Below are 20145 nucleotides of genomic sequence, written 5' to 3'. Positions count from 1 at the left end.
CGCGCGGAACGGCGTCGGCACGTTCGAGCAACAGGGCGGCCAGGCCGAAGATCTCTTCCGGTTCGGGCAGTCGCCCCGGGCCGGTGTCGGTGCCGGTGAGCCTGCCCGAAGCGGGCTCCATCACGGTCGCGCCGTATTCGCGCAACGCGGCGACGTTGGCGACCGTCGCCGGATGCTCCCACATCTCGGTGTGCATCGCGGGTGCGAACAGCACCGGACATCGGGCGGTGAGCAGGGTGGCGGTGAGCAGATCGTCGGCCCGTCCGGTCGCGGCGCGGGCCATGAGGTCCGCGGTCGCCGGCGCGATCACGACGAGGTCGGCTTCCTGGCCGAGACGGACATGCGGGACCTCGGGCACGTCCGCGAACACATCGGTCTGCACCGGCTGGCCGGACAGCGCCTCGAAGGTGGCTTTTCCGACGAACTGCAGGGCCGATTCGGTGGGGATCACCCGCACTTGATGGCCCGTTTCGGTGAAACGGCGCACCAAAGCGCACGCCTTGTAGGCGGCGATGCCCCCGCCGACCCCGACAACAACCCGTGTGGTCATCGCGCCTCCTGTTTCCCACGTCCGGTCGGCGCGATGACGCCTGCGGCGATCACCGGAGCCGACCGGGTCCAGCTCATTCGCCTTCGGTGTGCTCGAGCAGATCGGCGTGGATCTCGCGCATCGCGACCGACAGCGGCTTCTCCTGCGCGATCGGCTCGACCAGCGGGCCGACGTATTCGAGGATGCCGTCGCCGAGCTGGTTGTAGTAGTCGTTGATCTGACGCGCCCGCTTGGCGGCGTAGATAACCAGGGCGTACTTGGACGAGGCGCGCTCGAGCAGCTCATCGATCGGCGGGTTGGTCAGACCGATCGGGGTGTCGTAGGCGGGCGCGGTAACGGTGTCCGTACTGCTCACTAGGGTGGCTCCTGCAAGGTCGGCGGTATCCGGAAGGGTTCGTTGATTCGCGGGCGGGTGTGGCGATGCGGCTGCCCGCCGGGTCACGAATTCGAATTCGTGCTGACGAACAACGATACCAACTGCTCACAGGCGCTGGTCACCGCGTCGTTGACGATGACGATGTCGAACTCGTCACACGCCGCAAGCTCCACCCGTGCGGTCTGCAGTCTGCGTTCGATCACCTCGGGCGATTCGGTGCCGCGAGTGCGCAGCCGGGATACCAGCTCCTCCCAGCTGGGCGGGGCGAGGAACACCAGCAGCGCCTCGGGCATGGACTTGCGGATGGCTCTTGCGCCTTCCAGGTCCACTTCGACCAGGACGGGCAAGCCTGCCGCCAGCGCCGCGCGCACCGGCCCGGCCGGGGTGCCGGAACGCTGCAGTCCACCGTGGATATCCGCCCATTCGAGCAGTTCTCCGGCGCCGATCATGGCGTCGAATTCAGCCCGGCTGACGAACCGGTAGTCGCGACCGTCGACCTCACCGGGGCGGGGTTCGCGAGTCGTTGCCGACACGCTGAACACCAGCTCCGGTAGGCGCTCACGGACACAGCGCACCACGGTGGACTTGCCCACGGCCGAGGGGCCGACCAGAACAACCAGCCGACCCTTCGTCATGTGTTCGACCACCTGGGCTGTCAGGCGCCGAGGTCGAACTTGGCCAGCAGCGCTTTGCGCTGCCGATCACCGAGTCCGCGCAGCCGCCGGGTGGGGGCGATCTCCAGCTCGCTCATGATTTCCGCCGCCTTGACCTTGCCAACCTTGGGCAGGGCTTCCAGCAACGCGGACACCTTCATCTTGCCGATGATCTCATTGGTCTCGGCGTCGGCGAGGACCTGCTTCAGGTCGGTGCCGCCACGCTTCAGGCGCTCCTTGAGCTCCGCCCGCTCGCGGCGAGCGGCAGCCGCCTTCTCCAAAGCAGCGGTGCGCTGCTCGGCAGTCAGCTGGGGAAGGGCCACGGTTCCTCCGTCTCATCGTTCATTGCATCAACTCCTGCCGGTAACCCGGCAGTCTCAGCGACCGTACCCACGAACCCGGCCGATTGCGAACCCACCCCCCAGGTCAGCGCATGATTCGGGGCGTTGTAACGGTGCGCGCACGGTGATGCCCGCGGTGATGCGCGCCGCAGGTCGCGCGGCGAGCCGTAGCTGACGAAATGGCTGTCAACAGGGCGTTTTCGGTATCAGTAAGGATTAGCGGGCCGATTGCCGTGGGCATACCACCACCCTCAGCTACCAAGCGGCCCGCTCGACCAGGAGCTTTTCGCATATTCTTCGCGTGTCGCGATAACGCCGCAATCGTGTCGCCGACACAACACCGTGCCGGACCGCGCGCACCAACAACGGCAGCACCGCCGCAGGTCAAGGCTGTACACGCTCCACCCAGCGCCCGCGGCTCTCGGCCATACGGCTGGGCTCACCACCCGATATGCGGTTACTGCCCAGTAACTACATCCGTGGTGCGGCAGAGCCCACGAAGCGAAGCCAGAGGGCACGACGAAACAACGCTGCATCCGGCCGGACGCTGCAACCACGCCACCGCAGCGCGATCGGCCTATCGCACCGGGACAACCCGGCTTCGCGGCCCGCAGGTTCGTCACCCCTACCGGAAAAGACACGCCGGCAGGCGAACCCGGCGTCGTACCTGCCCGATCAGCCCTGCAGAAACGCGAACTCATCCTGAAGCGCGGCCAGCCGGGCGCGCAACGCCGCCACCGACGGTCCTGCCCGCAGGATCTCCCGCGATACGTTCGGCACCACGGCAGGCAGCAGCGACGCGGGCAGCAGGGCGCGGATACTGTCCGCGCCGCCACCCTGGGCCCCGACGCCCGGCATGAGCACAGGGCCGTTCAGCGCCGCCAGGTCGGGCGCCTCGGTCAATGTCGCCCCGACGACGACACCGACCGACCCGAACTCCGCGCCTGCATTGTGCTGGGCGGCCGCGTCCACTACCGACTGGGCCAGGCTGACCCCCGCTGTGGTGACGGCACGCTGCACCGCCGCGGCCTCCGGATTCGAGGTCGCGGCGAGCACGAACACCCCGCGCCCGTTCTCCCGCGCCGAGCGCAGCGCCGGGTCGAGGGCACCGAAGCCCAGGTACGGAGAGACCGTCACCGCGTCCGAGCCCAGCGGTCCGTCGGCCAGCCAGGTTCGGGCGTAGGCGTCCATGGTGGAGCCGATATCGCCGCGTTTGGCGTCGGCGAGCACCAGGGTGCCCGAGGCCCGCAGTACCTCGATGGTGCGTTCGAGTACTGCGATACCGCCGGAACCATATGCTTCGAAGAACGCCACCTGCGGTTTGATCAGCGCCGCAAGCCCGTCGAACGCCTCGACGCAGATCTCGGCGAACTGTTCCAGTCCGTTGGTGTCGTCACCGAGACCCCACGCGTTCAGCAGCCCGGGATGGGGGTCGATGCCGACGCACAGCGGACCGTAGCGCCGCATCGCCGCGCGCAGGCGAGCCCCGAAGGCCGCGTGGCCCTGCGGATCGGAGCTCGCGTGCTCAGCCACGCAGCACCGCGTGCAGTTCCTGCAGCGACCGCACTCCGAGCCCACCGTCGATACTGGCTTCGATGCCCTGTACCGCCGCGGCGGCGCCCTGCACGGTGGTGATACATGCGATGTTGACTCCGACTGCGGCGCTACGGATCTCGTAACCGTCCACCCGCGGACCGGAGTTGCCGAACGGGGTGTTGATCACCATATCGACCTCACCGTCGCGGATCTGCTCGACGATGGTCGGCTCGTCGGCAGGCCAGGCCTCGGAGTGCTTGCGCACCCGCTGGCACGGGATCCCGTTGCGGCGCAACATTTCCGCAGTCCCCTCGGTGGCCAGAATGCGGAAACCCAGGTCGTGCAGGCGTTTCACCGGGAACACCATCGCGCGTTTGTCCCGGTTGGCGATCGAGACGAACACAGTGCCCTCGGTGGGCAACGGCCCGTAGGCGCCGGACTGGCTCTTGGCGAACGCGGTGCCGAAATCGGCATCGATACCCATGACCTCGCCGGTGGACTTCATCTCCGGCGACAGCAGCGAATCCACCCCGGTACCGTCGGCGCGGCGGAACCGATGGAACGGCAGCACGGCTTCCTTCACGGCCACCGGGGCGTCGAGAGCAACATGCCCGCCGTCGCCTTCTCCGGGCAGCATGCCTTCCTTGCGCAGCTCGGCGATGGTGGCGCCGAGCATGATGCGTGCCGCGGCCTTGGCCAGCGGTACCGCGGTGGCCTTGGAGACGAACGGAACGGTCCGGCTGGCACGCGGATTCGCCTCCAGCACATAGAGCACATCGTCCTTGAGCGCGTACTGGACGTTGAGCAGGCCCTGCACACCGATGCCCTTGGCCAGCGCGACGGTGGACTCGCGCACCGCTTCGATATCGCTGCGGCCCAGGGTGATCGGCGGCAGCGCGCACGCGGAGTCACCGGAGTGGATACCGGCCTCCTCGATATGTTCCATCACGCCGCCGAGGTAGACCTCCTCGCCGTCGCAGAGGGCATCGACATCGATTTCGATGGCGTCTTCGAGGAAACGATCGACCAGCACCGGATGCTCCGGGCTGAGCTCGGTGGCGCGGGAGATATAGCCTTCCAGCGATTTCTCGTCGTAGACGATCTCCATACCGCGTCCGCCCAGCACGTACGACGGGCGCACCAGCACTGGGTAACCGATCTCGGCGGCGATCCGCTTGGCCTGGTCGAAGGTGGTGGCGGTGCCGTACTTGGGGGCGGGCAGCCCGGCCGCGACCAGCACATCGCCGAATTCACCCCGGTCCTCGGCCAGGTCGATCGCGGCCGCGCTGGTGCCGACCACCGGCACGCCCGCGTCGGTGAGCCGCTGCGCCAGACCGAGCGGGGTCTGACCGCCGAGCTGCACGATCACCCCGGCCACCACGCCGGATTCGGTTTCGGCGTGATAGACCTCGAGCACGTCTTCGAAGGTCAGCGGTTCGAAGTAGAGCCGATCAGCGGTGTCGTAGTCGGTGGAGACGGTCTCCGGGTTGCAGTTGACCATCACTGTCTCGTAGCCGGCCTGCGACAGCGTCTGCGCCGCATGCACGCACGAGTAGTCGAACTCGATACCCTGACCGATCCGGTTCGGTCCGGAGCCGAGGATGAGCACCTTGTCGCGTTCGCGCTGCGGGGCGACCTCGGATTCTGCGGCCGGGTCGAGCTCGTAGCTCGAGTAGTGGTACGGGGTCTTGGCCTCGAATTCGGCGGCGCAGGTGTCGACGGTTTTGAACACCGGCCGCACCCCCAGCCGGTGCCGCAACGCGCGGACCCCGCTCTCCCCTGCCAACTCCGGCCGCAGCGCGGCGATCTGCCGGTCCGACAGGCCGTTGTGCTTGGCCCGGCGCAGCAGCGTTTCGTCCAGCACCGGCGCGTCCAGCAGTTCCTGCCGCAGTTCGACGAGCCCGGCGATCTCGGCGACGAACCACGGGTCGATCCCGGAAGCGGCAGCGACGTCGTCGATGCTCGCGCCGAACCGCAGCGCCCGCTCCACCTGGTAGATGCGGCCTTCGGTCGGTACGCGCAGATCGGCCAGGATCGCCTGGATCGCCGCGTCGACATCCTTCGCGTCGTCCGAGGCGGGGGCCCACCCGGCGTCGTCACGAGTCCAGAAGCCGATGGCCTTGGTTTCCAGCGAACGCAGCACCTTGCCGAGCGCTTCGGTGAAGTTGCGGCCCAGCGACATCGCCTCGCCCACCGATTTCATGGTGGTGGTCAGCGTGGGGTCGGCGCCGGGGAACTTCTCGAACGCGAAACGCGGGGCCTTGACCACCACGTAGTCCAGCGTCGGCTCGAAGCACGCGGGAGTTTCTTTGGTGATGTCGTTGACGATCTCGTCCAAGGTGTAGCCGATAGCCAGTTTCGCGGCGATCTTGGCGATCGGGAAACCGGTGGCTTTCGACGCCAGGGCCGAGGACCGCGACACCCGCGGGTTCATCTCGATGACGATCAGCCTGCCGTCGGCCGGGTTCACCGCGAATTGGATATTGCAGCCACCGGTATCGACGCCGACCTCGCGCAGGATCGCGATACCCAGATCGCGCATCTTCTGATACTCGCGGTCGGTGAGGGTCATAGCGGGCGCGACGGTCATCGAGTCGCCGGTGTGCACCCCCATCGGATCCACGTTCTCGATGGAGCAGACCACCACGACGTTGTCGCGGCCGTCGCGCATCAACTCGAGCTCGTATTCCTTCCAACCGAGGATCGATTCCTCGATGAGCACGTTCGCGGTCGGGGATGCGGCCAGGCCGCCGCCCGCGATACGGTCCAGGTCGGCGTTGTCGTAAGCCATACCGGAGCCGAGGCCACCCATGGTGAACGACGGCCGCACCACCACCGGGAACCCGAGTTCGGCGACGGTGTCGCGGACTTCGTCCATGGTGTAGCAGACCCGGGAGCGGGCGCTTTCACCACCGACCTTCGCAACGATGTCTTTGAACTTCTGCCGGTCCTCGCCGCGCTGGATGGCCTCGAAGTCGGCGCCGATCAGCTCGACACCGTACTTCTCCAGCACCCCGCGCTCATGCAGGGCGACGGCGGTGTTCAGCGCGGTCTGCCCGCCGAGGGTGGCCAGGATCGCGTCCGGGCGTTCCTTGGCGATGACCTTTTCGACGAATTCCGGGGTGATCGGCTCCACATAGGTGGAGTCGGCGAACTCGGGGTCGGTCATGATGGTGGCCGGGTTGGAGTTGACCAGCGAGACGCGCAGTCCCTCCGATCGCAGCACCCGGCACGCCTGGGTGCCCGAGTAGTCGAATTCGCACGCCTGGCCGATGACGATCGGACCCGAGCCGATGACCAGGATGTGCTCGAGATCGGTGCGGCGTGGCATCAGGCTCCCTCCATCAGACCGGCGAAGCGGTCGAACAAGTACGCGGCGTCATGGGGTCCGGCGGCCGCTTCCGGGTGGTATTGCACCGAGAACGCGCGGCCGTCGAGCAGGCGGACGCCCTCGACGGTGCCGTCGTTGGCGCAGACATGGCTGACCTCGGCCTTGCCGAACGGGGTGTCGAACCGCTCGCCCTGCTCACCTTCCAAGGCGAAACCGTGGTTCTGGGCGGTGATCGAGATCCGGCCGGTGTCGTGTTCGACGACCGGGATGTTGATCCCGCGGTGACCGAACTTCATCTTGTAGGTGCCGCGGCCCAGCGCCCGGCCCAGGATCTGGTTGCCGAAGCAGATACCGAACAGCGGCAACCCCGCACCGAGCACGCCCTGAGTGAGCGCGACCGCGCCGTCCTGGGTGGCCGGGTCGCCGGGGCCGTTGGACAGGAACACCCCGTCGGGTTTCAGGTCCAGGATCTGCTCCAGGCTCGCCCCGGACGGGACCACATGCACGCGCATACCGCGCTGGGCGAACATGCGCGGAGTGTTGGTTTTGATACCGAGGTCGACGGCGACCACGGTATGGCGCGCATCCCCATCGGGTTCGATCGTGTACACCGCATCGGTGCTGACCTCATCGGCCAGGTCAGCACCAAGCATGGACGGCTGCCCGGTGACCCTTGACACCAGCTCGTCGGCGCTTGCCAGCGCCGGGCCGGAGAAGATACCGGCCTTCATCGAGCCACGGGTGCGCAGATGCCGTACCACTGCGCGGGTGTCGATGCCCGCGATACCGACGATGTCCTGGCGGCGCAGCTCTTCCGGCAAGGTGGTGGTGGCGCGCCAGTTGGAGGCGCGCCGCGCCGGATCGCGGACCGCGTATCCGGCGACCCAGATCTTCGCCGACTCGTCGTCCTCGTCGTTCCAGCCGGTGTTGCCGATCTGTGGGGCCGTGGCCACCACGATCTGGCGGTGGTAGCTGGGGTCGGTGAGGGTCTCCTGGTAGCCGGTCATCGCGGTACAGAACACCGCCTCACCCAAAGTCTGGCCGACGGCGCCGTAGGCCGTGCCGCGGAACACCCGGCCGTCCTCCAGCACCAGTGCGGCCGCTGTTTCTGTCCTCATCGCTCGTCGTCTCCCGTCGTCACCCGGGCCCACGCCGGATACACCGTCTTGTCGTCACCTCGGAAACCGGTGTCTATCTCGGTTCCGGTCGGCAGTGTCCAGCGAATCACCAGCACACCACCCTCGGTCATCACTTTGCCCGCGTGGCCGCGCTCCGTGCGCACCGCAGTGATCGATTCCTGAGGAATCCAGATCGCCGAGGCACCGTCGCGCTCCAGCAGCACACCCCGCTCGAACCGGGTCAGTTCGGCGGTTGCCCGATAACCCAGATCACCGACCGCGATCCGGTCCTGCCAGCTCGGCGCCATGGTGCTGCCGAGATACAGGCCGGTGGTCGGCTCGAGCACCTGGGCGCCGAGCTCGGCCGGTACCGCCGGCAGCTCACCGATCCGGTCCGCCTGCCGTTTCCCGCGGTTGCGCCACCCCAGATACATGAGGTAGACCAGCAGCGCCCACGCCGCGAGCAGGCCGATAACCCACAATGCCCGTTCCATCACCCACCTCCGGGCCGATAACCGCTCACCGGTGCGACGATCTCGCCGTCACGGGCGGTGATACGGCCGCGCAGCAGCGTAGCGGTGACGCGTCCCGGCAGGGTCATCGCCTCGTACGGCGTATTGGCGGAGATACTGGCCAGCTCGCCGGCGTGCACCGTCCAGGTCGCATCCGGATCGACCAGTACCAGGTTGGCCGGTTCGCCCACCGAGATCGGCCTGCCGTGCTCGTCGAGCCCGACGATATCGGCCGGACGCTCGCTCATCACCCGCGCCACCCCGCGCCAGTCCAGCAGACCCGGCCGCACCATGGTCTCGACCACGATCGACAATGCGGTCTGCAGGCCGAGCATACCGGGCCGGGCCACCGCGAACTCACAGCATTTGTCCTGTTCGGCGTGTGGGGCGTGATCGGTGGCGACACAGTCGACGACACCGTCGGCCAGCGCCTGTCGCAGGGCGGCGGCGTCGGAGGGTTCCCGCAGCGGCGGGTTCACCTTGTTGACCGCGTCATAGGTCTCCAGCCGGGAATCGTCCAGCAGCAGATGATGTGGTGTCACCTCGGCGGTGATGGAAATGCCCTGGGATTTAGCCCATCTCACCAGCTCCACCGTTCCCGCGGTGGAGGCGTGGCAGATGTGCACGCGGGCGCCCGCGTCCCGGGCGAGCAGCGCGTCCCTGGCGACGATGGATTCCTCGGCGGCCCGCGGCCAGCCCGCCAAACCCAGCCGGGCCGCGGTCGGCCCCTCGTGCGCCACCGCGCCGACGGTCAGCCGCGGCTCCTCCGCATGCTGGGCGATGAGCACGCCAAGGGAGTTCGCATATTCCAGCGCACGGCGCATGATCAGCGGGTCGTACACGCAGTGGCCGTCGTCGGAGAACATCCGCACCGCGCCCACCCCGGCGGCCATGGTACCCATCTCCGCGAGCTGTTTCCCCTCGAGACCGACGGTGACCGCACCCACCGGATACACGTCGACCAGGCCGACCTCTCGGCCGCGCCGCCAGACATGGTCGGTGACCACATGCGAATCGGCGACCGGGTTGGTGTTGGCCATAGCGAACACCGCCGTGTATCCGCCGAGCGCGGCAGCCGCCGAGCCGGACTCGATGGTCTCGGTGTCCTCCCGGCCGGGTTCACGCAGGTGGGTGTGCAGATCCACGAAACCGGGCAACAGGATCTGCCCGTTCGCCTCGACGATTTCGGCGTCGACCACACCCAGTGAGGTCGCGATCTCACGGATCTGCCCGTCGCTGATCAGCACATCGACCGGCTCACCCTCGCCGTAGGGTCGGGCACCTTTGATCAGCACAGTGGCGCTCGATGTCATGCCGGTTTCATCCGGCCGCTGACCACTCATGCTGTGTTCATTTGGCATGGGTGGACGGCCTCCGTGGTTATGCTCTGCTGCCTCCTCCGGCCGCTGACCGCTCATGCCGCTGCCTCCTCGGTTCCGACCAGCAGCCGGAACAGCACCGCCATCCGCATATGGACTCCGTTCGTCACCTGTTGCAGGACCGCGGCCTTCGGCGAATCGGCAACCGACGACGCGATCTCCATACCGCGCAGCATCGGTCCCGGATGCAACACCACCGCATGGTCGTCGAGCATCGCCAGTCTGCGCTCGGACAGGCCGTAGTTGACCGCGTATTCGCGGGCCGACGGGAAGAAACCGCCGTTCATCCGTTCGGCCTGCACCCGCAGCATCAGCACCGCGTCCGCGCCGGGCAGCTCCGCGTCCAGATCCGGTGTCACCCGCACCGGCCAGTCACGCACCCCCACCGGAAGCAGCGTATGCGGGGCGACCAGCACCACTTCTGCGCCGAGGGTGGACAGCAGGAACGCATTGGACCGGGCGACGCGGCTGTGCAGGATATCGCCGACGATCACCACCCGCTTGCCCGCGATATCGCCGAGCCGCTGGCGCAGGGTGAGCGCGTCCAGCAGGGCCTGGGTGGGGTGTTGGTGCATACCGTCGCCGGCGTTGATCACGGCGGGCACCGACACCGCCGTCCGTTGCGACCACTGTTCGAACCAGCGGGCGATCTGATGTGCGGCGCCCGAGGACGGATGCCGCACGATCAGCGCGTCCGCGCCGGCCGCGTGCAAGGTGAGCGCGGTATCGCGCAGCGATTCACCCTTGGCGACCGAGGAACTGCTCGCGCTCACGTTGATCACGTCGGCACTCATCCACTTACCCGCCACCTCGAACGAAACCCGGGTACGGGTGGAGTTCTCGAAGAACACCGTCATCACGGTGCGCCCGCGCAGCGTGGGCAGTTTGCGCACCTCGCGGCCGAGCAACGCCTGTTCGAAACGTTCGGCTTCGTCCAGCAGTTCGGTGGCGGCGGCGCGATCCAGGTCGGTGACCGTCAAAAGGTGCCGCATCACGCCTCCTGGTGCAAATACACACCGTCACGGCCGTCGTGCTCGGTGAGCAGCACCGAAATATCCTCGGTGCGCGCCGTTGGCACGTTCTTGCCGACGAAATCGGCGCGGATCGGCAGTTCGCGGTGACCGCGATCGATGAGCACCGCCAGCTGCACGGCGCGTGGTCGGCCGAGGTCGCGCAGGCCGTCGAGGGCGGAGCGGACGGTGCGCCCGGAGAACAGGACATCGTCGACCAGCACGACCAGCGCGTCCTCGATCCCACCCTCGGGCACCGAGGTGCGTTCCAGCGGGCGATGCGGACGGCTGCGCAGATCGTCGCGGTAGAGGGTGATGTCGAGTGAGCCGAGCGCGGGCCGGACACCGGAGAATTCCTCGATCTTGTCCGTGAGCCGGGCGGCGAGCGTGGTGCCCCGCGTCGGGATACCGATCAGCACCACCCGAGGCGCGTCGGCTTCGCCCGCGTCGAGGGCGGTTTTCTCGATGATCTGATGCGCGATACGTGCGATGGTGCGGCCGACATCGGAAGCCGAGAGCAGCTCTCGCCCCGCCGCCACCCATTCCGGGGTGTGCCGCTGCGCCTGACCGGTCGCTTCGCTTCCGCTTGCCGGTACCGCGGCAGCGCCGGATGTGGCTGCCCGTTCCTCGGGCACAGCCATACCGACCTCCTTCCCCGCCTCACCGGACGGTCCGTTAAAGGATGTCTTACGGCCAGTAGCCTAGCAGCCCGCCGAGACCACTTTTCGGCAGGTGACCGGCGAGAATGCAGATGTGAGCCGGGCCACGGGAGCGAGCGTGGGCGCGGTTGCTCGCGCTGGGCATGAGCATCGCACCGACTGTGGGATCGCCCACGAACAGCATGCTTTCCCGGTCAGCCCGATGACATCACCGAAAGCACGACTTAGATTGACTGCATGAACCATCCAGGGGCGGGAGTGTTGGCGGTGATGCCGCTGCACACGATCAGCGATGTCTACGGGGAGCAGGGTCTACGCGACCGATTGCTATGGGAGATCGCGGAATTACCGGATTCGGACCGGATCACCGAGGCGCTCGCCCTCGCCGACGAACTGCACCGCGACGACAACTACGGGCGCGAACCGTATATCAATCATCTGATGCGGGTGGGGATCCGCATCGCCAGCCATTATGCGGTCCGCGATCCCGATGTGGTGATCGCCGGTCTCCTGCACGACTCGGTGGAAGATCATCCGGCCGAACTCGCAGGCAACCGGCCTGGCCCGCGCACCGAAGCCGCGCTCGACGAACTGGCTGCCCGGTTCGGTCGCCGCGTCGCGGATCTCGTTGCCACGGTGACGAATCCGGAGCCCGATCCCACCCGCGACCGGCACGAACAGTACCGCGAACACATCGCCGACCGGCTGGACCGGAACCCGTGGGCGCGAGTGGTGAAACTGTCGGATTTCACCGACAACGGGGTCGGCATCCTCTACGCCACCGGATCCCACCTGGGCAAACTCGCCACCAAATATCGCCCGCTCACCGATGTCTACCGCGACCTGGTCACGCGCGCGGATACACCGCTGGCCGACCACGTCAAACAGCACATCCTCGAACAACTCGACCTGGCCGACGAACGGTTCGACGCCATTCTGTCGGGCGACTGAGCAACTCGCCGCACCAGGACGACCTGTCGGGGATGTGAGATCGCCCGCAGATCCCCTCGGTGGACCCACTCGAATTGACCTGCAGTGTGGTTGAGGTTTCATGATCGGTGAGGAGGACGGCCGCCTGTGGCGCGTCCTCGACGCCGCGGCTCGAACAGCGCCGCGGAATCGCGCCCGCCGGTTTCCCGTACACCCACCGGCGGGCGCGTTCAGCACCGACCAGGATCAGCGGCGCAGCAGGAAGAAATGATGACTCGGCGAGCCTGCACGTATCCGTGACGCCGAAAAGCTGTTGTCGGCTCATCCGTGCAGCCAGCGCTGGCCTCCATGCTCGGGAAAGACCATGAGTCGGCGCTGTACCAGCGGTTGGCGCTCGGCCGGGCACGCAACCATGTCTGCCCTGCTCTGTGGCATGGAGCGCTGAAACAGTCGGGTTACGCCGGGTCAGCCGGTGATCTCCCATTCGTACACGGTGAGCTCTGATGCACCGGTGGTGTGCGCCGGGTCGGTGAACGCGATATCGCGAGCCTGGTCCAGAGAGTCGGCCAACAGGATGTACGCGCCGCCACTGTTGTCGGTGAAACGGCCCGTTTCCTGCAGCCGGCCCTGTTCGCGCAGCTCGGCCAGGAACTGTTGATGCGGTTGCACCACGGATGGATCGAAGCGCGGGGTACGCATCACCATGACCAGGTATTTGCGCACCCTCACGGCTCCGGTTCCTGGCGCGGCGCCCTGGTGGCCGCGGCGGCGGCACGGACCTGCGGTGCGACGAGAACTACCTGGCCGAGTACGCCGTTTACGAAGGACGGGGAATCATCGGTGGACAGTTCCTTGGCCAGTTCCACCGCCTCGTCGACCGCGACGACCGGCGGGACGTCGGTGGCGTGGAGCAGTTCCCATACCGCGACACGCAGAATGGCGCGGTCCACGGCAGGCAGCCGGGACAGGGTCCAGTCCTGCAGATAGGACTCGATAGTGCCGTCGACCCGGTCCAAGTCCTCGGCGACGCCGTCCACCAGGGTGCGGGTGTAGGCATGCACGGGCGCAACCGCTTGATCACGGGCGGCCAGTTCCACGCGTTCGTCGGCGAGATCGGCCGGATCGATATCGCGGGCCTCTGCCTCGAACAGCAGATCCACCGCCCGGCGGCGCGCCTTGTGCCGGGCACCGAGCTTTTTGTATGCGGACTTCCTGTCCGCGGGCTGATCCGCCACGATCACCTGTTCTCGTCGTCTGTGTGGATGGCGGCGCCGTGCGCTGTGTGCACCGCGCGCCGCCCGCGTCCGGGTGCTGCGATCAGGCGTTGACCCGGCCGAGGTAGCTGCCGTCGCGCGAATCGATGCGCAACTTGTCGCCGGTGTTGATGAACAGCGGAACCTGGACCTCGGCGCCGGTCTCCAGGGTGGCGGGTTTGGTGCCGCCGGTGGACCGGTCGCCCTGCAGGCCGATATCGGTGTGGGTGACTTCGAGCTCGACCGATACGGGCAGTTCGACATACAGCGGCGCGCCCTCGTGGGTGGCGACCTGCACGCTCATGTTCTCCAACAGGAAGCGGGCGCTGTCGCCGATGGTGGCCTCGGGGATGGCGATCTGGTCGAAGGTCTCCCCGTCCATGAAGACATAGTCGGTGCCGTCGTGGTACAGGTAGGTCATATCACGGCGGTCGACCGTTGCGGTCTCCACCTTCACGCCTGCGTTGAAGGTCTTGTCGGTAGTCTTGCCGGACAGCACGTTCTTCAGCTTCGTCCGGACGAAGGCGGGACCCTTACCCGGCTTGACGTGCTGGAATTCGATGATCTGCTGGAGCTGACCGTCGATTTTCAGCACGAGGCCGTTCTTGAAGTCGCTGGTGTCCGCCACTGGTTCGGGATCTCCTCGGGTCTCGGGCGACCGGCGTCAGTCGACGACGGTCAGATCTTTGCTGGTGTTGGTGAGCAGTTCCGGGCCCCCTTCGCGCACCACGAGCGTGTCCTCGATCCGGACCCCGCCGCGGCCGGGAAAGTACACACCTGGTTCGACGGTCACCGCCACGCCAGACAGCAGTGTACCCGTGCCGGTTTTGGCAATTCCGGGCGCTTCGTGGATGCGCAGACCGACACCGTGACCGAGACCGTGCACGAATAGGGAGCCGTGCCCTGCTTCGGCGATCACCGCCCGGGCGGCGGCATCGACGTCGGCGACCGGCACGCCAGGCGCCAACGCCTCGCATCCGGCCCGCTGCGCCTGCTGAACCAGAGCGTACACCTCACGCTGCCAGTCGGCGGGACGGCCGAGGACGAAGGTGCGGGTCATATCGGAGTGGTAGCCACCGACCACCGCCCCGAAATCGATCTTGACGAAATCACCGGTCGCCAGCACCGCATCCGTCGGCCGATGATGCGGGACCGCGGAATTCGCGCCGGCTGCCACGATGGTTTCGAACGCGACTGCATCGGCGCCGAGTTCGAACATCGCCCACTCGAGTTCCCTGGCCACCTGCCGTTCAGTCCGTCCCGGCCGCAGTGAGCCTCGCTCGAGCAAAACGGCCAACGCGGCGTCGCCGACCGCGCAGGCGGCCCGCAGCCGGTCCACCTCGTAGTCGTCTTTGACCATGCGTAACTGCTCGACCAATCCTGGGGTGGCGACCAGTTCCAGTCCGGTGGTCAGCTCCTCGAAACCGCGATGCTGATCGACGGTCACCACATGGCTTTCGTAGCCGACCCGGCCGAACTGCCATTCTCCCGCCAGTTCGAGCACCCGGCGGGTGCTGGCGCGCGCGATTTCGGCACACAGATCGGGCACCTGTTCGCCGACCTGGGTGTCGTAACGCCCGTCGGTGCCGATCACGGTCCGCTCCTCGGCGCCGGGGGTGTCCCACGAGTACACGAGCAGCGCTGCGTTGGACCCGGTGAACCCGGTCAGGTACCTGACGTTCACCAGATCGGTGACCAGCAGCCCGTCGATCTCGTTCTCCACCAGCAGGCTCCGCAGCGCACCTCGGCGCGCCGCGTAGTCGGGCGCACGCCGCGCAGCATCAGCAGACATGGGTCAAAACTACCGCCGTGCGGCAGGACGGCAAATCTGAATGAAGTGCTGTTCACAATGCGGGCCGAGGCGGCGAGTAATCCACATTTTGCTCCGGCGCGCCCCGTCACCGGCGTGACGGGGCGACTGTGAACTCATGACCATTGTCGCCGTTGCCGTTCTACTCACCTGGTGTAGCGCAGTGAGCGTCGCCGATATCCGCACCAAGCGCCTGCCCGATGTACTCACCGGTGGCGGTGCCGTCTGCGTATTCGGGTACGCGCTGGCCACCGGGCATATCACCGCCGCGCTGGCCGGGTCCCTGCTCCTGGTCGTGCCCTATCTACTGGTGCATCTGCTCGCACCTGCCGCGTTCGGGGCAGGTGATGTGAAACTGGCGGTCGGCCTCGGGGCGGCGGCCGGCCTGGGCGGTGGACAGGCATGGATATGGGCGGCGGCCGGCGCGCCGGTGCTGACCGGGTTCATCGGACTCGCCGCACGTGCGTTCCCCGGACCTCACCGCAGCGCGACCGGGCACATACCGGATCGGACAGCAGGCCGCGGTGCGACGCGGCGGACCCGTGCGCCCAACGAAGCAGGTCCGGCGACCGTGCCGCACGGCCCGTCCATGTGTACCGCCACCGTGCTCTCGCTGATGCTGTGGTGACCGATCCGCACCTTCCTGTAGGTGCGGGCACGACACCGGTGAGCACCTCGGACCGCGTGCCGGAGCAGGCGTGCCGACATGGGAAGATGGACGGCGTGTTGCGCTGGATAACTGCCGGAGAATCCCATGGTCCCGCTCTCGTCGCCATCCTGGAGGGCATGGTGGCCGGTGTCGAGGTGACATCGGAGGAGATCTCCGCGCAGCTGGCGCGCCGGCGCCTCGGCTACGGGCGCGGCGCGCGCATGAAGTTCGAGGCCGACAAGGTCACCGTGATCGGCGGCGTCCGGCACGGCCGCACCATGGGCGGACCGGTCGCCATCGAGATCGCCAACTCGGAGTGGCCGAAGTGGACGACGGTTATGTCCGCCGACCCGGTGGATCCGGCGGAACTGGCCGATCTGGCCCGCAACGCCCCACTCACCCGTCCCCGGCCCGGGCATGCCGACTACTCGGGGATGCTCAAGTACGGCTTCGACGACGCCCGTCCGGTGCTGGAACGGGCCAGTGCCCGCGAAACCGCGGCCCGGGTGGCAGCGGGCACGGTGGCGCGGGCGTTCCTGCGGCAGGCGCTCGGTGTGGAGGTCGTCTCGCACGTGATCTCGATCGGGACGGCGGCCAACACCACCGGTGTCGTGCCGACGGCCGCCGATCTGGCTGCCATCGATCAGAGCCCGGTGCGGGCGTTCGATGCGGACGCCGAGGCCGCGATGATCGCCGAGATCGAAGCCGCCAAGAAGGACGGCGACACCCTCGGCGGAGTGGTCGAGGTCGTGGTCTCCGGCCTTCCGATCGGGCTCGGCTCGTTCACCAGCGGCGAGAACCGCCTGGACTCCCGGCTCGCGGCCGCGCTGATGGGCATCCAAGCCATCAAAGGTGTCGAGGTGGGCGACGGTTTCGAGACCGCGCGCAGGCGCGGCAGCCAAGCGCATGACGAGATGCGCCCCGGCCCCGACGGGGTGCTGCGCTCCACCAACCGGGCGGGTGGTCTGGAAGGCGGGATGACCAACGGAGAAGCGCTGCGCGTGCGCGCCGCGATGAAACCCATCTCGACGGTGCCGCGCGCCCTGTCGACGGTGGATATGAACACCGGCGCGGAAGCTGTCGCCATCCATCAGCGCTCGGATGTATGCGCCGTACCCGCCGCCGGCGTGGTCGCGGAATCCATGGTCGCGCTGGTGGTCGCGCAGGCGGCGTTGGAGAAGTTCGGCGGCGATTCGCTGCCGGAGACCGTCGGCAACCTCACCGGCTATGTCAAGCGGATCAGCGGTCGTCCGCATCTCGCGGCCCCCGGGCTCGACGACGCGGACAGTCGGTCGCAATGACCGCCCAGGCCGATCCGCCCGCTCCGCGCGTGGTGCTGGTCGGACCGCCGGGCGCGGGAAAATCGACGATCGGCCGGAAGCTGGCCCGCGAGCTCGGGGTGGAACTGTACGACACCGACGCCGGTATCGAAGAAGAGACCGGGCGCACCATCGGCGAAATCTTCGCCGCCGACGGCGAACCCGGCTTCCGCACCATCGAGGAACAGGTGGTGCGCCGGGCGTTACTGTCCGAACACGGCGTGGTTTCACTCGGCGGCGGAGCGGTGCTCTCGCCGCACACCAGGGCGCTGCTACGTGACCGAACCGTGGTCTATCTGGAAATCAGCGTAGCCGAAGGACTGCGCCGAACCGGGGCGAGCACCACGCGTCCGCTGCTCAACGGGACCGATCCCGGCGCCAAATACCGGGAGTTGATGCGCATCCGACGGCCGCTCTACCGTGAAGTCGCCACCGTTCGGGTCCGCACCGACGGCCGCAGCCCCGGCCGGGTGGTGCGCGCGATCCTGGGCAGACTGTCCCTGGAACCGGTCGGCACCGCCCAGCAGGTAGCACCGTCCGAGCAGCCAGGAAGCCCGAACCAGGGCAACAGCAGGACCAGGGCCCGGCGACGGGCCAGGGCCCGCGCCGCAGCTCGCCGCGCCGCAGCCGCGAAGGCCGAGGCCGCAAAACAGACCGGCGCGGGGGCGGCACAACAGCAGGCCACGCCCGCAGGGGGTAAGCCGACCGCCGAAACCTCGGACACGGCAGCAGGCGGCCCCTCGGACGCCAGGAACGGCGGACGATCCCGCCGCGCCCGTGCCCGCCGGGCGCGGGCCAGGGCCCGGCAACAGCGAGAACGTATCGAGCCAGAACGTACAGAATCGGAGCAGCGCACGTGACAGAGCCGAGTCGTATCCAGGTCCGCACCGCCGACCCGTATCCGGTGATCATCGGGCGCGGATTGCTCGGTGAGCTCGTCGAGGCGGTCACCGGCTCCGGCGGGGTGCGTACCGTCGCGATCTTCCATCAGCCGCCGCTCACCGAAACCGCCGAGGCGGTCCGCAAGACGCTGGCCGACACCGGGATCGATGCGCACCGGATCGAGATCCCCGACGCCGAAGCGGGCAAGGAGCTGGCCGTGGCCGGTTTCTGCTGGGAGGTACTCGGCCGGATCGGGCTGACTCGCAACGATGTGGTAGTCAGCCTCGGCGGCGGCGCGGCCACTGATCTGGCCGGTTTCGTGGCTGCCACCTGGATGCGCGGGGTGAGGATCGTGCATGTGCCCACCACTCTGCTCGCCATGGTCGATGCCGCGGTCGGCGGCAAAACCGGGATCAACACCGACGCGGGCAAGAACCTGGTCGGCTGCTTCCACGAGCCTGCCGCGGTGCTGGTCGATCTGGTGACGCTGGAAACTGTCCCGCGTAACGAGATCGTGGCCGGTATGGCCGAGATCATCAAGGCCGGCTTCATCGCCGACCCGGTGATCCTCGACCTCATCGAAGCCGATCCGGAGGCCGCGCTCGACCCGACCGGCACGGTGCTGCCGGAACTGGTGCGTCGGGCGATTGCCGTGAAGGCGGAGGTGGTGGCCGCCGATCTGAAGGAGGCGGCACTCCGCGAAATCCTGAACTACGGCCACACCCTTGGCCACGCCATCGAACGGCGGGAACGGTACCGCTGGCGGCACGGTGCCGCGGTGTCGGTGGGCCTGGTGTTCGCCGCCGAGCTGGGCAGGTTGGCCGGACGCCTCGACGATGCGACCGCCGACCGGCATCGCACCGTGCTGCGCAGCGTCGGGCTGCCCACCACCTACGACCCCGATGCGCTGCCGCAACTGCTGGACGCCATGCAGACCGATAAGAAGACCCGCTCGGGTGTCTTGCGTTTCGTAGTGCTCGACGGATTGGCCAAACCTGGCCGTCTGGAAGGCCCCGACCCGGCTCTGCTCGCCGCGGCGTACTCCGCCGTCTCGCGAGAGGGAGACACCGGGACGAGTACTGCTGTCCTGCTCTGACCGGCCGGAGGGATGAGAACAGGCGCCGCCGGTCTCTGCTAGGGGCAGTGCGCAACGGTGTGCAGCGTCGCCGGGCTATGAGGCGCGCTCCCGCGTGCCCCTCAGGGCCGTGCACGCGGCTGCCGCCGGGTCGATTCCTCGTGCCGAAGCAGCGCTGCTCGACCGGCTCACCGAGCGCGAGACTCTCCAGCAGGCTGCAGAGGATGTCGGTTATGCCGCTGAGCCTGCGGGACGCTGGCCCATCGACATACCGGCGCCACCGTCCTTGCGGGCAGTGAGCCGCCTACCGATACCGACACCGATCAGCGCGGGCACGAAGATCAGCAGAATGATGAACGAAGCGCCCGCGGTCAACTCGAACAGCAGACCGTTGTCGCCGAGGTCGAAGCGCGGCAGCAGATCGAGGATCGAGGCGAGCAGGCCGCTGCCGAGACCGCCCGCAACACCTGCTTTCAGCCAGCGAATCGTCAGGTCCGGGCCGTGCTCCCGGTCGAAGTCGACTGCGCCGGCGCTGCGCCCGTCCAGTATGCCCCAGGCCACTGCGGCGCCGATCAGCACAACCAGGCACAGCAGCCGCAACCACATTCCATGAGTCGGCCAGTACACCATCGCGAATCCCAGCACCACCCGTAGCGCGACGGCCAGCACGCCGAGCACTGTGGCCCGCAACACCCAAGCAGTCATGTCGAACACCATAACCCCACGTCCGGACCGATAGAACTAGAACCCGTTACAGAGGGA

The 20145-nt window shown here is 67.7% G+C and carries 20 protein-coding genes and 1 pseudogene; 5 read left to right on the top strand and 16 right to left on the bottom strand.

The genetic code is table 11. The features are described from left to right. The 11 genes from B0T44_RS23000 to pyrR form a co-directional block, all read right to left on the bottom strand. Nucleotides 1-550 (bottom strand): flavoprotein (locus tag B0T44_RS23000; RefSeq protein WP_303246077.1); only part of this gene is annotated, 550 nt, incomplete at its 3' end. Between the two features lie 73 nt (nucleotides 551-623). Next, nucleotides 624-905, bottom strand: coding sequence for a DNA-directed RNA polymerase subunit omega (rpoZ, locus tag B0T44_RS22995; protein ID WP_077115079.1), 282 nt, complete (start codon nucleotides 903-905; stop codon nucleotides 624-626). Between the two features lie 83 nt (nucleotides 906-988). Next, a complete protein-coding gene (gmk, locus tag B0T44_RS22990) occupies nucleotides 989-1561 on the bottom strand; it encodes a guanylate kinase (RefSeq protein ID WP_077115179.1) in 573 nt (190 codons plus the stop codon). A gap of 20 nt (nucleotides 1562-1581) precedes the next feature. After that, entirely contained in the window at nucleotides 1582-1902 is a 321-nt protein-coding gene (mihF, locus tag B0T44_RS22985; protein WP_077115080.1) for an integration host factor, actinobacterial type, read from the bottom strand. 693 nt (nucleotides 1903-2595) lie between these two features. After that, nucleotides 2596-3453 (bottom strand): orotidine-5'-phosphate decarboxylase, encoded by an 858-nt coding sequence (gene pyrF / locus B0T44_RS22980; protein WP_077115081.1) that lies wholly within the window; start codon nucleotides 3451-3453, stop codon nucleotides 2596-2598. Continuing rightward, on the bottom strand, nucleotides 3446-6787 hold the full coding sequence (carB, locus tag B0T44_RS22975; protein WP_077115082.1) for a carbamoyl-phosphate synthase large subunit: 3342 nt from the start codon (nucleotides 6785-6787) through the stop codon (nucleotides 3446-3448). The genes pyrF and carB overlap by 8 nt, the downstream gene beginning before the upstream one ends. Further along, a complete protein-coding gene (carA, locus tag B0T44_RS22970; RefSeq protein WP_077115083.1) occupies nucleotides 6787-7905 on the bottom strand; it encodes a glutamine-hydrolyzing carbamoyl-phosphate synthase small subunit in 1119 nt (372 codons plus the stop codon). The genes carB and carA overlap by 1 nt, the downstream gene beginning before the upstream one ends. Then, on the bottom strand, nucleotides 7902-8399 hold the full coding sequence (locus tag B0T44_RS22965) for a PH-like domain-containing protein (RefSeq protein WP_077115084.1): 498 nt from the start codon (nucleotides 8397-8399) through the stop codon (nucleotides 7902-7904). The genes carA and B0T44_RS22965 overlap by 4 nt, the downstream gene beginning before the upstream one ends. Next, the gene (locus tag B0T44_RS22960; RefSeq protein WP_139347677.1) at nucleotides 8399-9730 is read right to left on the bottom strand and encodes a dihydroorotase; all 1332 of its coding nucleotides are present in this window, start codon (nucleotides 9728-9730) and stop codon (nucleotides 8399-8401) included. Before B0T44_RS22960 ends, B0T44_RS22965 begins: the two co-directional genes overlap by 1 nt. 101 nt (nucleotides 9731-9831) lie before the next feature. Next, nucleotides 9832-10788: an aspartate carbamoyltransferase catalytic subunit gene (locus B0T44_RS22955; protein WP_077115086.1), complete on the bottom strand. Its 957-nt coding sequence runs from the start codon at nucleotides 10786-10788 to the stop codon at nucleotides 9832-9834. After that, nucleotides 10788-11447, bottom strand: coding sequence for a bifunctional pyr operon transcriptional regulator/uracil phosphoribosyltransferase PyrR (gene pyrR, locus B0T44_RS22950; protein WP_245839166.1), 660 nt, complete (start codon nucleotides 11445-11447; stop codon nucleotides 10788-10790). The genes B0T44_RS22955 and pyrR overlap by 1 nt, the downstream gene beginning before the upstream one ends. Before the next feature lie 255 nt (nucleotides 11448-11702). Here pyrR and B0T44_RS22945 point away from each other — a divergent pair, with 255 nt between their 5' ends. Next, nucleotides 11703-12416 (top strand): HD domain-containing protein, encoded by a 714-nt coding sequence (locus B0T44_RS22945; RefSeq protein WP_077115087.1) that lies wholly within the window; start codon nucleotides 11703-11705, stop codon nucleotides 12414-12416. A 444-nt stretch (nucleotides 12417-12860) separates the two neighbouring features. Here B0T44_RS22945 and B0T44_RS22940 read toward each other — a convergent pair whose 3' ends face one another. The 4 genes from B0T44_RS22940 to B0T44_RS22925 all read right to left on the bottom strand — a co-directional run bounded on the left by B0T44_RS22940 (nucleotide 12861) and on the right by B0T44_RS22925 (nucleotide 15440). Then, a complete protein-coding gene (locus tag B0T44_RS22940; protein ID WP_245839168.1) occupies nucleotides 12861-13124 on the bottom strand; it encodes a YciI family protein in 264 nt (87 codons plus the stop codon). Then, nucleotides 13121-13630, bottom strand: a complete 510-nt coding sequence (gene nusB, locus B0T44_RS22935) for a transcription antitermination factor NusB (RefSeq protein ID WP_077115182.1) — start codon at nucleotides 13628-13630, stop codon at nucleotides 13121-13123. The genes B0T44_RS22940 and nusB overlap by 4 nt, the downstream gene beginning before the upstream one ends. 82 nt (nucleotides 13631-13712) lie before the next feature. Further along, nucleotides 13713-14276 (bottom strand): elongation factor P, encoded by a 564-nt coding sequence (gene efp / locus B0T44_RS22930; RefSeq protein ID WP_077115088.1) that lies wholly within the window; start codon nucleotides 14274-14276, stop codon nucleotides 13713-13715. A gap of 36 nt (nucleotides 14277-14312) precedes the next feature. Continuing rightward, complete coding sequence (locus B0T44_RS22925) at nucleotides 14313-15440, bottom strand: M24 family metallopeptidase (RefSeq protein WP_077115089.1); 1128 nt, start codon at nucleotides 15438-15440, stop codon at nucleotides 14313-14315. A gap of 136 nt (nucleotides 15441-15576) precedes the next feature. On the opposite strand from B0T44_RS22925, the gene B0T44_RS22920 reads away from it, so the two are divergent. The 4 genes and pseudogenes from B0T44_RS22920 (at nucleotide 15577) to aroB (ending at nucleotide 19404) form a co-directional block, all read left to right on the top strand. Then, on the top strand, nucleotides 15577-16086 hold the full coding sequence (locus B0T44_RS22920) for an A24 family peptidase (protein WP_077115090.1): 510 nt from the start codon (nucleotides 15577-15579) through the stop codon (nucleotides 16084-16086). A gap of 95 nt (nucleotides 16087-16181) precedes the next feature. After that, nucleotides 16182-17408 carry a chorismate synthase gene (gene aroC / locus B0T44_RS22915; RefSeq protein ID WP_077115183.1) on the top strand — a complete coding sequence of 409 codons (1227 nt, stop codon included), beginning with the start codon at nucleotides 16182-16184 and terminating at the stop codon, nucleotides 17406-17408. Further along, nucleotides 17405-17926, top strand: a pseudogene (locus B0T44_RS28290) (shikimate kinase); the annotation flags it as partial. The gene aroC and the pseudogene B0T44_RS28290, both read left to right, overlap by 4 nt. A 356-nt stretch (nucleotides 17927-18282) precedes the next feature. After that, nucleotides 18283-19404: a 3-dehydroquinate synthase gene (gene aroB, locus B0T44_RS22905; RefSeq protein ID WP_077115092.1), complete on the top strand. Its 1122-nt coding sequence runs from the start codon at nucleotides 18283-18285 to the stop codon at nucleotides 19402-19404. 210 nt (nucleotides 19405-19614) lie between these two features. On the opposite strand, the gene B0T44_RS22900 is transcribed toward aroB, so the two are convergent. Then, nucleotides 19615-20088 (bottom strand): B-4DMT family transporter, encoded by a 474-nt coding sequence (locus tag B0T44_RS22900; RefSeq protein ID WP_245839169.1) that lies wholly within the window; start codon nucleotides 20086-20088, stop codon nucleotides 19615-19617. Nucleotides 20089-20145 lie beyond the last annotated feature (57 nt).

This window comes from Nocardia donostiensis (assembly GCF_002081715.1).
GTDB classification, from domain to species: Bacteria; Actinomycetota; Actinomycetes; order Mycobacteriales; family Mycobacteriaceae; genus Nocardia; species Nocardia donostiensis.
The sequence above is the reverse complement of the archived record's forward strand: the minus strand, read 5'-3'. Positions and strand labels throughout refer to the sequence as shown.

Coding starts and splice junctions, on each gene's coding strand:
- B0T44_RS22925 (WP_077115089.1), bottom strand. CDS start 15,440: ATGTCTGCTGATGCTGCGCGGCGTGCGCCCGACTACGCGGCGCGCCGA.
- gmk (WP_077115179.1), bottom strand. CDS start 1,561: ATGACGAAGGGTCGGCTGGTTGTTCTGGTCGGCCCCTCGGCCGTGGGC.
- B0T44_RS22960 (WP_139347677.1), bottom strand. CDS start 9,730: ATGACATCGAGCGCCACTGTGCTGATCAAAGGTGCCCGACCCTACGGC.
- B0T44_RS22945 (WP_077115087.1), top strand. CDS start 11,703: ATGAACCATCCAGGGGCGGGAGTGTTGGCGGTGATGCCGCTGCACACG.
- carA (WP_077115083.1), bottom strand. CDS start 7,905: ATGAGGACAGAAACAGCGGCCGCACTGGTGCTGGAGGACGGCCGGGTG.
- pyrR (WP_245839166.1), bottom strand. CDS start 11,447: ATGGCTGTGCCCGAGGAACGGGCAGCCACATCCGGCGCTGCCGCGGTA.
- B0T44_RS22920 (WP_077115090.1), top strand. CDS start 15,577: ATGACCATTGTCGCCGTTGCCGTTCTACTCACCTGGTGTAGCGCAGTG.
- B0T44_RS22965 (WP_077115084.1), bottom strand. CDS start 8,399: ATGGAACGGGCATTGTGGGTTATCGGCCTGCTCGCGGCGTGGGCGCTG.
- B0T44_RS22955 (WP_077115086.1), bottom strand. CDS start 10,788: ATGCGGCACCTTTTGACGGTCACCGACCTGGATCGCGCCGCCGCCACC.
- B0T44_RS22900 (WP_245839169.1), bottom strand. CDS start 20,088: ATGACTGCTTGGGTGTTGCGGGCCACAGTGCTCGGCGTGCTGGCCGTC.
- carB (WP_077115082.1), bottom strand. CDS start 6,787: ATGCCACGCCGCACCGATCTCGAGCACATCCTGGTCATCGGCTCGGGT.